General features: G+C 68.3%; 14 protein-coding genes. 12 read left to right on the top strand and 2 right to left on the bottom strand.

What is annotated here, in order from left to right:
* Positions 1–39 precede the first annotated feature (39 nt).
* The 3 genes from VN461_19170 to VN461_19160 are packed head-to-tail and all read left to right on the top strand — an operon-like array spanning position 40 to position 1,786.
* Positions 40–603 (top strand): RNA polymerase sigma factor, encoded by a 564-nt coding sequence (locus tag VN461_19170; GenBank protein ID HXB56892.1) that lies wholly within the window; start codon positions 40–42, stop codon positions 601–603.
* Complete coding sequence (locus VN461_19165) at positions 573–1,253, top strand: hypothetical protein (GenBank protein HXB56891.1); 681 nt, start codon at positions 573–575, stop codon at positions 1,251–1,253. Before VN461_19170 ends, VN461_19165 begins: the two co-directional genes overlap by 31 nt.
* The gene (locus VN461_19160; GenBank protein ID HXB56890.1) at positions 1,250–1,786 is read left to right on the top strand and encodes a hypothetical protein; all 537 of its coding nucleotides are present in this window, start codon (positions 1,250–1,252) and stop codon (positions 1,784–1,786) included. The genes VN461_19165 and VN461_19160 overlap by 4 nt, the downstream gene beginning before the upstream one ends.
* 650 nt (positions 1,787–2,436) lie before the next feature.
* On the opposite strand, the gene VN461_19155 is transcribed toward VN461_19160, so the two are convergent.
* Together VN461_19155 and VN461_19150 are read right to left on the bottom strand one after the other, a co-directional pair.
* Positions 2,437–3,984 (bottom strand): hypothetical protein, encoded by a 1,548-nt coding sequence (locus tag VN461_19155; GenBank protein HXB56889.1) that lies wholly within the window; start codon positions 3,982–3,984, stop codon positions 2,437–2,439.
* Complete coding sequence (locus tag VN461_19150) at positions 3,981–5,117, bottom strand: D-alanine--D-alanine ligase family protein (protein ID HXB56888.1); 1,137 nt, start codon at positions 5,115–5,117, stop codon at positions 3,981–3,983. The genes VN461_19155 and VN461_19150 overlap by 4 nt, the downstream gene beginning before the upstream one ends.
* Here VN461_19150 and tgt point away from each other — a divergent pair.
* The 9 genes from tgt (at position 5,116) to VN461_19105 (ending at position 12,774) form a co-directional block, all read left to right on the top strand.
* Complete coding sequence (tgt, locus tag VN461_19145) at positions 5,116–6,240, top strand: tRNA guanosine(34) transglycosylase Tgt (protein ID HXB56887.1); 1,125 nt, start codon at positions 5,116–5,118, stop codon at positions 6,238–6,240. The genes VN461_19150 and tgt overlap by 2 nt on opposite strands.
* Before the next feature lie 47 nt (positions 6,241–6,287).
* Positions 6,288–6,620, top strand: a complete 333-nt coding sequence (gene yajC, locus VN461_19140; GenBank protein HXB56886.1) for a preprotein translocase subunit YajC — start codon at positions 6,288–6,290, stop codon at positions 6,618–6,620.
* Positions 6,621–8,270 (top strand): protein translocase subunit SecD, encoded by a 1,650-nt coding sequence (gene secD, locus VN461_19135; GenBank protein HXB56885.1) that lies wholly within the window; start codon positions 6,621–6,623, stop codon positions 8,268–8,270. It abuts the gene before it with no gap.
* 9 nt (positions 8,271–8,279) lie between these two features.
* Entirely contained in the window at positions 8,280–9,209 is a 930-nt protein-coding gene (gene secF, locus VN461_19130) for a protein translocase subunit SecF (GenBank protein ID HXB56884.1), read from the top strand.
* 118 nt (positions 9,210–9,327) lie between these two features.
* A complete protein-coding gene (locus tag VN461_19125; GenBank protein ID HXB56883.1) occupies positions 9,328–10,152 on the top strand; it encodes a TonB family protein in 825 nt (274 codons plus the stop codon).
* Between the two features lie 189 nt (positions 10,153–10,341).
* Complete coding sequence (locus tag VN461_19120) at positions 10,342–11,076, top strand: TonB family protein (GenBank protein ID HXB56882.1); 735 nt, start codon at positions 10,342–10,344, stop codon at positions 11,074–11,076.
* A gap of 46 nt (positions 11,077–11,122) precedes the next feature.
* On the top strand, positions 11,123–11,803 hold the full coding sequence (locus VN461_19115; GenBank protein HXB56881.1) for a MotA/TolQ/ExbB proton channel family protein: 681 nt from the start codon (positions 11,123–11,125) through the stop codon (positions 11,801–11,803).
* 45 nt (positions 11,804–11,848) lie between these two features.
* Positions 11,849–12,274 (top strand): biopolymer transporter ExbD, encoded by a 426-nt coding sequence (locus VN461_19110; protein HXB56880.1) that lies wholly within the window; start codon positions 11,849–11,851, stop codon positions 12,272–12,274.
* Positions 12,275–12,276: 2 nt separating this feature from the next.
* Positions 12,277–12,774, top strand: coding sequence for a biopolymer transporter ExbD (locus VN461_19105; GenBank protein ID HXB56879.1), 498 nt, complete (start codon positions 12,277–12,279; stop codon positions 12,772–12,774).
* Positions 12,775–12,845 lie beyond the last annotated feature (71 nt).

Below are 12,845 nucleotides of genomic sequence, written 5' to 3'. Positions count from 1 at the left end.
CGAGCCGCTCTCGGCGGCGTCTGGCTCATTGGAGGAGCGATGCATGAGGTGGCCGGCCGCTACCCCGGGAGCCTGGTGAGCCTCGGTGGCTCGGGAGAGAGCGACTTCGAGGCCCGGCTCGCCGACTGCGCGACCTTGGCCGTGCGCGTGGCCTACGGCGTTCTGCGCAACCGGGCGGACGCGGAAGAGGTGGCGCAGGAGGCCTTCACCCGGGCCTACCGCCGGTTCTACCTCCTGCGGGACCGTGAGCGCTTTCGCGGCTGGCTCGCCCGCATTTCCTGGTGGCTGGCCCTCGACCGCCAGCGCGCCGACCGGCGCCGGGCGCGGCGGGAGCTGGCGGCGGTCGACCTCGTTCCGGAGCCCAGCGTCGAGGAGGTGGCGGCGCGGGCCGAGTTCCAGTCCCACCTCTGGGATGCGGTGGGGGAGTTGCCGGAGAAGCTGCGGGTGGTGGTGATCCTCTGCGCGATGGAGGAGCACGGGGTCGGGGAGGCGGCGCGGTTCCTCCGTTTGCCCGAGGGCACAGTGAAGTCGAGGCTCCACCTCGCGCGGAGAGCCCTGGCGGAGAAATTGCGATGGCTTGTGACCGGCACGAATCGGACCTGAGGGAGGCGGCCCTGGGGGCGCCGCTCTCGGTGGAGCTCGAGTCCCATCTCGAAGGCTGCCTCTCCTGCCGGGCCGCCCTTGGGGAGGAGGAGTCGCTCCTGCGTGCGATCGATCAGGGACTGGCCGCCGGGCTCGGGATCGAGCCCTCCCCCACGTTTCCGGCCCGCGTGCGGCGTGGGGCGGAGAACGATCACGCGCGCTCGTGGCTCCCCCTCGCGGCGGGCATGGCGGCCCTGGCCGTGGGGGTGGGCCTCCTGATCCGCGGGGGCGGCAACGATCGACCGCTGGGAGAGCCGACGCTCGTGATCCCGAGCGCCACCCGGGCCGCGCGGCCCGTGCCGCCGGAGACGAGCGCCCCGCCTCCGCGGGCGGTGCCCTTCCCGGCCGTCACCCCGGGAGCGCGCCCCGCGAAGGGGGAGCCGGTGGTCCTGGTCCCCCCCGGGCAGGAGCTGGCCCTCCTTCATTTCCGGGAGGCGCTCCGTGGGCGCGAGATCTCGCCGACGTCGCTGCTCGCCGCCGAGGAGGCGGGACAGGCGCCCCTGGAGCCGGCGGAGCTCGGCGTGCCGCCGCTGGAGGTCAAAGCCCTCCCCGCGCCGGAGCCGCAGCCGGGGGACGCCGAGAACACAGGTGAAGGAAGGAGGCCGTCATGAGGGAGACGATGGTGGCTTTGCTGGGGCTCAGCCTGCTCAGCATTCCCGCTGGGGCACAGGAGAAAGCGGAGCCGACCCCAACCCCGACCCCGACCCGCAAGAACCCGATCCCCATCAAGGTGCAGGTGGTCTTCGCCCGCTACGCGGGCGAGAAGAAGATCAGCAACCTGCCCTACGCCCTCTCCCTCGGCGCGCCCGGGCGGCCGGCGCGCCTTCGCATGGGCATCGAAGTCCCGGTATCGGTCGGCAAGGGGACGGGTACGCTACAGTACAAGAACGTGGGAGCCAACCTCGACTGCTCGGCGGAGCCGCTTGAGGACGGCCGCTACCGGCTAGAGCTCACCGTCGAGCAGTCGTCGATCTATGCTCCGGAGGGAGACAAGACGAACTCGGACAGCCCCCTCTTCCGTTCCTTCAACGCCAGCTTCACCGAGTTTCTGAGGGATGGCCAGAGCGCCTCCCACGTGCTGGCCGCGGACCCCCTGAGCGGAGAGCTTCTGAAGCTGGACGTCACCTTCGCCGTGCTCAAGTAGCGAAGCGGGGTCGTCGGAGTCGGCGTCCTGAATGTGCCGTTCACGCTTCCCGCGGCGTCCGCCACATCGGCCCCGCGATTCCGCAAAAAACAAAAGGGGGTGATTGCTCACCCCCCAATCGTGGCCGACGGCGGCCTTACCTCTTCTTCTTTGGAGCTGCCTTCTTCTTCTTCTTCATCGCCTTCATCCCCCCTCTCAAACCGTACGGAGTGATCTGCCGGCGATGGGCGCCGTCAGCTCACGAAAGAGACGGGGAGGGTGACTTCACCCCCCCTCTTCCCTGGGCGCCTACTTCTTCTTCTTCGTCGCCTTCTTAGACGCCTTCTTCTTCGCCGGCATTCCTGAGATCCCCCCTTTCGGTCCAGGACTGGACGCTGAGCGCACCCCTCTTCAACATCTCGCGTACTAAGGGGCTTGACATACTAGGGGTAGCGTAGGGATCAAGCCATACCTTGTCAAGCTTTTTTTGAGTGGGCGGCCCGTCCCATGCTCCACAACTGAAGGGGCTTAGCCTGTGGAAGGAAATGTCAGAATCGCTGAAACCCGCGCCAGATGGGCGTTTCAGCGATTCCATGCGGGGAAATGGCTGTCCCGCAGGGCCTTCCGCGAGGACGCGCCTTGAGAGCTTCCCAAAGCGGAAATGTTCGTCCTTATATACTACTTTGGATAGCAAACAAATCGCCGGACGCGCTCGGGACGGGAGAGGGACCGCTCTCCGGCGTGAAGCGACGCCGCAGCCCCTCCGCGGCCCGCGCGCGCAAGGCCTCGCGCCCGTATGGTTCCTGCAATACCTTTTTGTATTCTTGAACGGCTTCCTCCCGGCGGCCCTCCAGATCCCGGAGCTGGCCGTAGAGGAGCGCGGCCCAGGGCCGGGCCCAGGGAGGGCGGACTCCCTTGTCCTCGCCCAGGCCTTCGAGGATCTCGCGCGCCTCGTCCCGACGGCCGCGTTTGAGATCGGACTCCGCCACGCAGAGAGCGGCTTCCGTGCTGCGCGGCCAGGCCGCCTGCGCGCGTCGGCAGGAGGCCACCGCCTCTTCCTCGTGCCCGGCCTCGCGCTCCCGGCGCGCGGCGGCCAGGGCTTGGTCGGCGCTTAGCTCCCCGGCGGGGAGGGGAGAGGCGAGCGCGGCCTGGGCGCGGCGGCGGAGCTCGCGATCCGGCCCTTGCGCGGCCGCGCGGTAGTGCGAGAGGGCGGCGTCGCGGTCCCCTTCCCGCTCCAGGCTCCGGCCCAGGAGAAAGTGGACGCGGGGCGCGATCCAGGGGGCCTCGGGAGAGCCCTCCTGCGCGGGCAGGAGGGAGGCCCGCGCCTTCGCGAAGCGCCCGTCGAGGAGCAGCGACTCGGCCAGAGAGACGCGGGCCATGGCCGCCACAACGGCTTGGTAGTTGGAGTGCTTCCCTTCCTCCGCGATCTCCAGGACCGTGCGCGCCACCGCCGCGCTTTCCTCGTAGAGGCCGAGCCGGTCGCGCAGGTGCTCGGCCAGGCTCAAGCCCCAGCGCGGCCAACCCGGATAGCGGGCCCAGAGGGCCCGGATCTCCACGAGCGCCCGGTCGGGCTTGTCCTCGTAGAAGGCGTAGATCCCGTAGAGCTGCACCCGGGCCTCGGTGTCGTGAAAGAGCGTCCCCGCCTGGGCTTCCTCCAAGAGGGCCAGCCCCCGTTCGCGGTCGCCCCCCGGCATCCCCGAGAAGAAGCGCAGCAGCTTCACGACCTTGGGCAGCACGTCCGTGTAGTAGTCGTAAAGGCCCAGGCCGAAGCGAACGTCGCCGTCCGTGACTCCCTGCGCGCGCGCCTTGAGCAGGTCCTCCCGCATCCGGACCGCGTCCTTGGCGGCGTCGCTCCGGTGCTGGCGGAAGATGTGGTAGCGGCTCCGCACCCCGTAGGCGGCGCCGCGCGCCAGCCGCGCGCGGGCGTCGTCTTTGTCTCTCTTCAAACGCGCCTCCGCGAGGGCGAGAGCCTGGTCCGTCTTCTGGAGGAAGGCGTCGTCGAGGGCCGTGCTTTCCGGTCGCTGCTCCAGCTTCCAGCAGAGGGCCAAGGCCTGGAGGTAGGGGCCGACGGGGTCTGCGGGCGCGGAGGCGGAGAGGGCGGAGAGCCGCTCTCGCGCGGCATCGAAGGCCCCGTTGTAGACGAGCGCCAAGGCCGCGCGATAGGCCTCGTCCCCGGGCGCGGCCACGCTGAGGCCCGCGGCCAGGAAGAGGCCGATCATGCAGGGGCCGGGTCCCTCCCCGGGGGCCGATAGTCGGTGCGCAGCCCGGCGCGTCGGGCGTAGCGCTCGCGGGCGAGATCCACGAGACGGCCCAGGAGATCGGGGTAGGGGAGCCCGCTCGCCTCCCAAAGCTTGGGGAACATGCTGATGGAGGTAAAGCCGGGGATAGTGTTGATCTCGTTCACGAGGAGCCGGCCGCTCTCCCTCTCCAGGAACAGGTCCACCCGGGCGTAGCCGCAGGCATCCACGGCCCGGAAGGCGGCCTTGGCCAGACGCTGGGCCTCCGCCACCGCTCCGGGGGCAAGAGGGGCGGGGATCTTGAGCTCGGTGCGACTCTGGGCCGAGTACTTTGAGTCGTAGTCGTAGAACTCGCGGTCGGGCAGGATCTCGCCCGGGAGGGAGGCCTCGGGATCGTCGTTGCCGAGGACGGAGACCTCGATCTCCCGCGCGTCGATTGAGGCCTCGATCACCGCCTTGAGGTCATAGGCGAGAGCGGCCTCGAGGGCGGGGCCGAGGCCCGCAGCCTCCTTGACCTTGGTCACGCCCACGCTGGACCCCAGGTTGGCGGGCTTGACGAAGAGGGGCAGGCCCAGCTCGGCGAGGAGGCGCGCCTCCTGCCCCGGGTCGCGCCGGCGGAGGACCCGGTAGGGGCCCTGGGGGACGCCCGCGTGCGCGAAGAGCGCCTTGGCCAGCTCTTTGTCCATGGCCGCGGCCGAGGCCGCCACCCCCGCCCCCACGTAGGGCACGGCGGCCAGCTCCAGCAGTCCCTGCACGGTGCCGTCTTCACCGTAGGTCCCGTGCAGCACCGGGAAGTAGACGTCGGGCCGGGCCACCTCCACCGCGTCTTGCCGCCGGCGCAGCCGGCCACCCTCCGCCGGCTCCGGGGCTAGGAAGACGGGGGTGCCGTCTCCCGCGTCCAGGCCCCCTCGCAGGAACCAGCGGCCGGAGTGGTCAATGTAGACGGGCAGCACGTCGTAGCGATCGGCGAGGGCGGCGGCTACGGAGGCCGCGGAGCGCACGCTCACCTCGTGCTCACCGGAGCGGCCGCCGAAGAGGAGCGCGATCTTCAGGCGCATGGCCTCGGTCAGTCTACGCGAGGGGCGGACACGGGGCCAGCTATACTCCGCCTCCATGACCACGTTCTCCTTCGCCCTCGAGGCCACGGACGGTCGGGCCCGGGCGGGGAAGCTCGAGACCCCGCACGGGACGGTGGAGACGCCGGCCTTCATGCCGGTGGGGACGGCGGGGGCGGTGAAAGCGGTGACGGGGCGGGACCTCCGGGAGGTGGGCGCCCAGATCCTCCTCGCCAACACCTACCATCTCATGCTCCGGCCCGGCGACGCCCAAGTGGCGGAGCTGGGCGGTCTGCATGGCTTCACCGGCTGGACCGGCCCCTTCCTCACCGACAGCGGGGGCTACCAGGTCTTCAGCCTGGCCAATCTCCGGCGGCTGACCGAGGAGGGCGTGACTTTCAAGAGCCATCTGGACGGGTCCGCGCACCTCCTCACTCCCGAGCGGTCGGTGGAGATCCAGGAGCGGTTGGGGGCGGACATCATCATGGCCTTCGACGAGTGCCCCCCCGGACATGCCGAGCGCGCGGTGGTGGAGGAGGCGGTGGCCCGCACCACTCGCTGGGCGCGGCGCAGCCGGGAAGCCCACGCCCGCCGCGACCAGTGGCTGTTCGGGATCGTCCAAGGGGGGACCCACCTCGACCTCCGCGAGCGGAGCGCGGGCGAGATCGTGGCCCTCGATTTTCCCGGCCACGGCATCGGGGGGGTCTCGGTGGGAGAGCCGAGCGACTCGCGGGCCCCGGTGCTGGAGCTCATGGACCGCACCCTGCCCCATGAGAAGCCGCGTTACCTGATGGGCGTGGGCACCCCCGGAGATATTCTGGAGGCGGTGGCCCGGGGGGTCGACCTTTTCGACTGCGTGCTGCCCACGCGGAACGCGCGCAATGGGCAGCTCTTCACCCGGAAAGGCCGCCTCTCCATCCGCAACGCCCGCTTCCGCGGCGACCCCCGGCCCCCCGATCCGGACTGCCCCTGCCCCACCTGCCGGACCGCCTCCCGCGCCTACCTGCGCCACCTCCACCTCGCGGGGGAGATCACGGCCGCCACCCTCATCACGATCCACAACCTTTTCTTCTACCTTGACACCCTCCGGGGGATGAGGCAGAGTATCCGTTTGTGTCGATTCGAAGAGTTCCGGTCCGACACCCTGCGCGCCCTCTCCAGCGAGGGGGACGATCCCGCATAGCCCGGCGGAGTTGATCCCGGCCGCGCCCCCCAGATCTTAGAGAAGCTATGGATCCACGGATGCTCCTGGCCCTGGCCGGCTCGCCCCAAGGCGGCGAGAGCAACCCCTTCGGGAGCCTCATCCTCATGGGGCTCATCTTCGCCATCTTCTACTTCATTCTCATCATGCCCATGCGGAACAAGCAGAAGAAGCTGGAAGAGCTGGTGAAGGCCCTGAAAGCCGGGGACAAGGTCATCCTGAACCCGGGCATCTTCGGGACCATCGTGGGGGTGGAAGACGACGCCTTCCAGGTGCGCATCGACGAGAAGACCCGGATCAAGGTCCTGAAAAGCGCGGTGTCCGGGCTCCAGGGCCAGCCTACGGAAACGGAGAAGAAGTAGATGCCCCCCGCGCTCGAGAACCCCCTCGTGCTGTGGTTCGTGGTCTCGGCCGCCCTGGGCGGCCTGGCCTACGCCTTCCTGCGCAAGGAACTTCACGTTCGGGCCACCGCATACGGCGCCCTCCTCACCGGCTGCCTGGTCCTGGTCTGGCCCCCCTTCGACCGGGATGGCCGGCCCGGAAAGATCAAGCTCGGCCTGGACCTGCGCGGGGGGATGCACCTCGTGCTCCAGGTGGTGGTGGACGACGCCTACAACGCCACCATCGACGACGCCGTGCAGACTACCCGCGACCAGTGCACCCGCAAGGGCATCGTCTTCGGTTCCGCCCAGCGCGTGAGCAGCACCGCCTTCTCGCTCGATGGGGTGGAGCCGGCGCGGGTCAAGGATGCCCGCGACATCCTGAAGGATTTCTTCCGCGACGGCTGGGATATCCGGGAGCCCGCGGAGGGGAGCTTCCAGGTCCAGATGACGGAGCTGCAGCAACGCAACATCAAGGACCGAACGGTGAAGGAGGCGATAAGGACGCTGGAACGCCGCGTCAACGAGCTGGGGGTGGCGGAGCCGGTGATCGCGGCCCAGGGCAAGAACGGTGACCAGATCCTGGTGCAGCTCCCGGGCGTGACCGACGTGGAGCAGGCCAAGTCCGTGATCAAGCGCACGGCCCAGCTCTCGCTTAAGCTCGTGGAGGACCAGGCCCCCAGCCGCGAGGCCCTGCTGCAGAATTTCCAGGGCAAGCTCCCCGACAACATGGAGGTGGTCCAGGGCCAGGGCGAGACCCCCGGCCAGCCGGCCTTCTACCTCGTGCGTCGCGAGGCCGTGATCACCGGGCGCGACCTGAAGACCGCCCGCTCCGCCGTCGATCCCCAGACCAACGGGCGCGAGGTGGCGTTCGGGCTGAACCCCCAGGGGGCGGAGAAGTTCAAGCGCGCCACCGGCGCCAACATCGGCCGCCACCTGGCCATCATCCTCGACGGCCGCGTCGAGTCGGCCCCGGTGATCCAGGGCCAGATCTCGGATTCGGGCCGCATCACCGGCCGCTACAGCCTGGAGCAGGCGGACGAGCTGGCCAAGGTGCTGCGGGCGGGGGCCCTGCCCGCCACCCTCAAGTACCTGCAGCAATTGACGGTGGGGGCCTCCCTGGGCCGCGACTCCATCCGCTCCGGGGTGGTCGCTTCCGTCTTCGGCATGGCCTTCATCACCGTGTTCATGCTCGTCTACTACCGGCTCTCGGGCCTGAACGCGGTGGTGGCCCTGACCGCCAACCTCCTCATGCTGCTCGGGGCCATGGCCTACCTGGGGGCCACCCTCACCCTGCCCGGCATCGCGGGCGTCATCCTCACCATTGGCGTGGGGGTGGACACCAACGTGCTCGTCTTCGAGCGCATCCGCGAGGAGCTGCGCAACGGCAAGACGGTGCGGGTGGCGATCCAGAACGGCTTCGACCGCGTGCTGATCACGATCATCGACACCCATGCCACCGCGCTCATCGCCGCCGCCTTCCTCTTCCAGTTCGGCACCGGCCCCATCAAGGGCTTTGCCGTCACCCTCGTCATCGGCCTCCTGGCCAACGTGGTCGCATCCTTTTTCATGAGCAAGTTCCTCTTCGAGTGGGTCCTGGGCAAGCGCCAGGTCGCCACCCTCAGCATCTAAGGCCCGGCCATGGAGATCCTCAAGAACCCCCACTACGACTTCCTGGGCAAGACGAAGTTCTTCGTGACCCTGAGCATCCTCTTCATCGCCTCCGGCCTCTTGACCATCAAGACACGGGGAATCCACTACGGGGTCGAGTTCTCGGGGGGGACCTCTCTCATCGTCAGGTTCAGCGCCCCGCCCCAGACCGACAGGGTGCGGGGGGCGGCAGACAAAGAGGCCCCCGGGGCCGTCATCCAGACCTATGGCGAGGCGGCCAAGAACCAGGTCCTCATCCGCATCGCGGGCATCAACGAGGCGGAGCTGGACACCCACGCCCGGCGCGTGCTCGAGTCCCTGGACAAGAACTACTCCGAGAACAAGGTGATCGAGTCCTCCTCGGAGATCGTGGGCCCCATCGTGGGCCAGGAGCTCAGGCAGAAGGCCATCCAGCTCACCGCCTGGGGCCTCCTCTTCCAGCTCCTGTACATCTGGTTCCGTTTCAAGGGCTTCATCTGGGGAACCGCGGCTTCCCTGGCCGCCCTCCACGACGTCCTCATCTGCGTGGGCTTCCTGGCCTTCTTCAACTACGAGATCACCTTGAACGTCATCGCCGCCCTCCTCACCCTGGTGGGCTACAGCGTGAACGACACCATCGTGATCTTCGACCGCGTGCGCGAAAACCTGCGCCAGCGGCGTAAGGAACCCCTGGCCAAGGTCCTGAACGACTCCATCAACCAGACCTTGTCGCGCACCATGATCGGGAACGGAGTCACCTTCCTGGCCGTGCTCGGCCTCTACCTCTTCGGGGGCGAGGTGCTGCGCGCCTTCGGCTTCGCCATGGTGGTGGGTGTCCTGGTGGGGACCTACTCCACGATCTTTATCGCCACCCCCCTCGTGCTCTGGTGGAACGTCATCTCCCAGAGGCGGCGGCCGCCGGCCATCAAGGCCGCGCTGTAGAGGCTGGCCCGTCTCTTGCTAGGGAACGGGCGGGGGGGTGTCGACCCCGGGAAAGCGGAACTTCCCGCGGACATCCGGCGTCCCATCCAGAGGGCAGCGGGGTGATAAAATGTCTGCTATGAGCGGTGCGGCGCACCATCCGGCACCCCTCGAGCCCCCGCCGCCCCAGTGGCCCCGTGAAGACAGGCTCTTCTCGGAGCTCGTCGTCTCGGGGCCCCCCCCGCGCCGGCCCTGGCGGGCGGTCGAGGTCTCCATGGTCTTCCACGTGACCGCGGTGGCCCTGCTCATCCTGGTTCCTCTGCTCTGGCCCGGCTCCTCCCCCGAGCAGCCGGACTACATTCGCGCCCTGCTCTACGATCCGCCCCCGCCGCCCCCGCCCCCCTTGCCCAAGGGCAGCTCCCTCGTCAAGAAGATCGAGCGCGCCAAGCCGGTGACGCCGGATACCAAGCCGGAGGACCCCAAGTTCTCGGTCCAGATCGAGACCCCCAAGAAAGAGGAGAAGCTCACCCCCGAGGACAAGGCTCCCGAGTCCGAGCAGACGGGGAGCGAGACGGGCAGCGAGATGGGCCTCAACGAGGGGCAGGAGGGCGGCGTCGACGGCGGGCAGGTGGGGGGCGTGCTCGGCGGACAGCTGGGGGGCGTGATCGGCGGCACCGGGACGGGACCCGTCCTGGACTACGACCAGCCCCCGCGGCTCATCTTGGGCGCCAAGCCGATATACCCGCAGGAGGCCTTCGTAAAGAAGATAGAGGGCACCGTCGTCCTGGAGATTGTCATCGACGCCAACGGGTACGTGGTGCGGGAGCGGGTCATCCAATCCATTCCCCTGCTGGACGCTGCCGCCATCAATGCGGTCAAGAAATGGGTCTTCGCCCCCGCCCTGAAGCACGGCCGGCCGGTGATGATCATCGCCAACGCCCCCGTCGTTTTCCGCATCTTCTAGAGCCGCCTCGGCCGGAGGGGGACACCCCCGCGGGTGGAACCCAACCATCCCTTCCGGTGTCAAAACAGAGGAGCCCCTTTTGTGGGGCGCGCGGGCGGTGGCCGGCTTCGACCTTGACACCCCCCAAAACCCGGGATTAGAATCCGGTCTCTTTCCAAGAAGGCTCGGGAGCGGGAAAGCGAGGCGTCGATGGAACGCAGGCTCTTCGAAGACCTTATCGAGTCGGACGTGGTGGCGCACAAAACCTCGCAATCGAAGACGATCCCTGTCTCCCTCACCCTTCATGCCATCCTTCTTCTCGTCATCATCGTGGTGCCGATCCTGAGCCCGGCCGAGCTGCCCGAGCCGGCGGCGGCGGTGAAGGCCTTCTTCGTGGATCCGGTCTCGGCTCCGGCGCCTCCGCCCCCCCCACCTCCGCCCGCCCCCAAGGCGACGATAGTCAAGACCCCGCCCAAGCCGGAGATCGATACCACCCCCAAGTTCCAGGCTCCGGTGGACGTTCCCGAGCAGATCAAGCCCGAGGAGGGCCTCGACCTGGGCGTGGAGGGCGGCGTGGCGGGCGGGGTTGAGGGCGGCGTCCCTGGCGGGGTGGTGGGCGGAGTCGTGGGCGGACTCCCGGATGCCCCCGCTCCCGTGCAGGCCGTGCGCGTGGGGGGGCAGATCAAGGAGCCCAAGAAGCTCAAGCACGTCAACCCCGTCTACCCCGACATCGCGAAACAGGCCCGGGTTCAGGGCATGGTCATCCTCGAGTGCACGATCAGCCCCCAGGGCAGGGTCACGGACGTGAAAGTGCTGCGGGGACTTCCGCTGCTGGACGCCTCCGCCGTCGAGGCCGTGAAGCAGTGGGTCTACACCCCGACCCTGCTCAACGGCGTCCCCGTCCCCGTGATCATGACCGTCACTGTCAACTTCAAGCTTAATTAAGGGCCCGTCGAACTCAAGAAAAAACCAGAGTCCAGGAGGACGCAAAATGCAGTTCGATATTAGGACCATGTTCGAGCACATGGGAGGCGTTGCGTGGGGCGTCGTCATCGTGCTCTTGATCATGTCCATGTACTCAATCGCGGTGATGATCGAGCGGTACTGGACCTACTCCCAGGCCACCAAGCAATCGCGCCAGTACGCCCCCGAGGTGGCCCGCTTCCTGAAGCAGGGGAAGATCAAGGAGGCCATCGACGCGTCCCATGGCGTGGGGGTGAAGTACTCCCATCTGGCCAAGGTTCTGGTGGTGGGCCTGCAGGAGTGGCAGTACCAGCAGGAGATGGGGGAGGCGGAGAGGGACAAGGAAGCGGCGGTGGACGCGGCCAAACGCGCCATCCAGCGCGCCACCGCGGTCAACCTGGCCGACCTCAAGCGCGGTCTCTCCGGCCTGGCCACCATCGGGTCCACGGCCCCCTTCGTGGGTCTCTTCGGGACCACCTTCGGGATCATCAACGCCTTCTCGGGCATGGCCCTGACCGGCTCCGGCGGCATCGCCGCGATCTCGGCGGGGATCGCGGAGGCCCTCATCACCACCGCCTTCGGGCTCTTCGTGGCCGTGCCCGCGGTCTGGGCCTACAACTACTTCGGGGGCAAGGTCGAGGGGTTCAACGTGGAGATGGACAACAGCAGCTCCGAGCTCCTCGACTACTTCATCAAGAAGGGCGCCTAACCGGGCGGGGGCGAGAAGCCCCCGCCGTTAGCGGGAGAAGTCCACATGTCAATGGCGGTCGGCAAGAAGGGGGCGGCGATGGCGGACATCAACGTCACCCCCATGGCTGACATCATGATCGTCCTTCTCATCATCTTCATGGTCATCACGCCCATGCTCCAGAAGGGAATCGACGTGAAGCTCCCGGTGGCCGGGAACACGAAGGACCGGAAGGACGAGCCCAAGACCATCATGGTGGCGGTGCGGAAGGACACCACGACCTACCTGAGCGGCATCAAGCTCGCCAGCCAGGCCGACCTCGTGCCCCAGATCAAGGAACGCCTGCAGGACTTGCCCGAGGGGCAGCGCATGGTGTTCCTGAAGGCGGACGAGGGCCTCCCCTACTCCGAGGTCATGAAGGTTATGGACCTCTGTCGCGAGGCGGGGGTGGAGGAAGTGGCCCTCATCGCGGAGAGGGCGGTCCAGGGGTGACCATGGCCAACGCGAAGCATGGCCGAAAGCGAAGGTGGATCGTCCACTCCCACGAGGCCACCCAACCCGAGTCCGTCGGCTCCAAGTCCGATATCAACATCACCCCCTTGATCGACGTCATGCTGGTGCTGCTCATCATCTTTATGGTGGTGACGCCGCTCGCCCAGAGGGGGCTGGACATTGCCCTCCCCCAGCCGCCCCCGCCGAACCAGCCGGAGCAGCCGCAGAAGCAGAACCCGGTGGTCCTGGGCATCGAGGAGGGGGCCATCACCGTGAACAAGAACCCGGTGGCCCTCGAGGAGCTGGAGGCGCGCCTCAAAGACATCTTCCAGACCCGGTCGGACAAGACAATCTTCGTCCGCGCCTCCGGCAAAGTCCCCTACGGCAAGGTCGTCCAGGCCATGGACATCGCGCGGGGGGCGGGGGTGGAGCGGATCGGGATCATCTCGGAGAAGATGATCGAGGAGGCGGGGGGCGTGGTGCCGGGCGGAGCGCCCTAGAGCGCAGCGCGGAGCCGCCGTTCCCGGCCAGGGGCCTCGGCGAGCCGAGGCCCTTCTTGTTTGTGGGGGCG

Source organism: Vicinamibacteria bacterium (assembly GCA_035570235.1).
GTDB lineage: Bacteria > Acidobacteriota > Vicinamibacteria > Fen-336 > Fen-336 > DATMML01.
Note: the sequence above shows the minus strand (reverse complement) of the source record. Positions and strands in the feature narration are given on the sequence as shown.

Excerpts from the sequence above, each read along its gene's own strand:
- VN461_19115 (HXB56881.1), top strand. The coding sequence starts at position 11,123 with ATGCAGTTCGATATTAGGACCATGTTCGAGCACATGGGAGGCGTTGCG.
- VN461_19120 (HXB56882.1), top strand. The coding sequence starts at position 10,342 with ATGGAACGCAGGCTCTTCGAAGACCTTATCGAGTCGGACGTGGTGGCG.
- VN461_19165 (HXB56891.1), top strand. The coding sequence starts at position 573 with ATGGCTTGTGACCGGCACGAATCGGACCTGAGGGAGGCGGCCCTGGGG.
- VN461_19170 (HXB56892.1), top strand. The coding sequence starts at position 40 with ATGCATGAGGTGGCCGGCCGCTACCCCGGGAGCCTGGTGAGCCTCGGT.
- secF (HXB56884.1), top strand. The coding sequence starts at position 8,280 with ATGGAGATCCTCAAGAACCCCCACTACGACTTCCTGGGCAAGACGAAG.
- VN461_19155 (HXB56889.1), bottom strand. The coding sequence starts at position 3,984 with ATGATCGGCCTCTTCCTGGCCGCGGGCCTCAGCGTGGCCGCGCCCGGG.
- VN461_19125 (HXB56883.1), top strand. The coding sequence starts at position 9,328 with ATGAGCGGTGCGGCGCACCATCCGGCACCCCTCGAGCCCCCGCCGCCC.
- VN461_19160 (HXB56890.1), top strand. The coding sequence starts at position 1,250 with ATGAGGGAGACGATGGTGGCTTTGCTGGGGCTCAGCCTGCTCAGCATT.
- secD (HXB56885.1), top strand. The coding sequence starts at position 6,621 with ATGCCCCCCGCGCTCGAGAACCCCCTCGTGCTGTGGTTCGTGGTCTCG.
- yajC (HXB56886.1), top strand. The coding sequence starts at position 6,288 with ATGGATCCACGGATGCTCCTGGCCCTGGCCGGCTCGCCCCAAGGCGGC.
- VN461_19150 (HXB56888.1), bottom strand. The coding sequence starts at position 5,117 with ATGGAGGCGGAGTATAGCTGGCCCCGTGTCCGCCCCTCGCGTAGACTG.
- tgt (HXB56887.1), top strand. The coding sequence starts at position 5,116 with ATGACCACGTTCTCCTTCGCCCTCGAGGCCACGGACGGTCGGGCCCGG.
- VN461_19110 (HXB56880.1), top strand. The coding sequence starts at position 11,849 with ATGTCAATGGCGGTCGGCAAGAAGGGGGCGGCGATGGCGGACATCAAC.
- VN461_19105 (HXB56879.1), top strand. The coding sequence starts at position 12,277 with ATGGCCAACGCGAAGCATGGCCGAAAGCGAAGGTGGATCGTCCACTCC.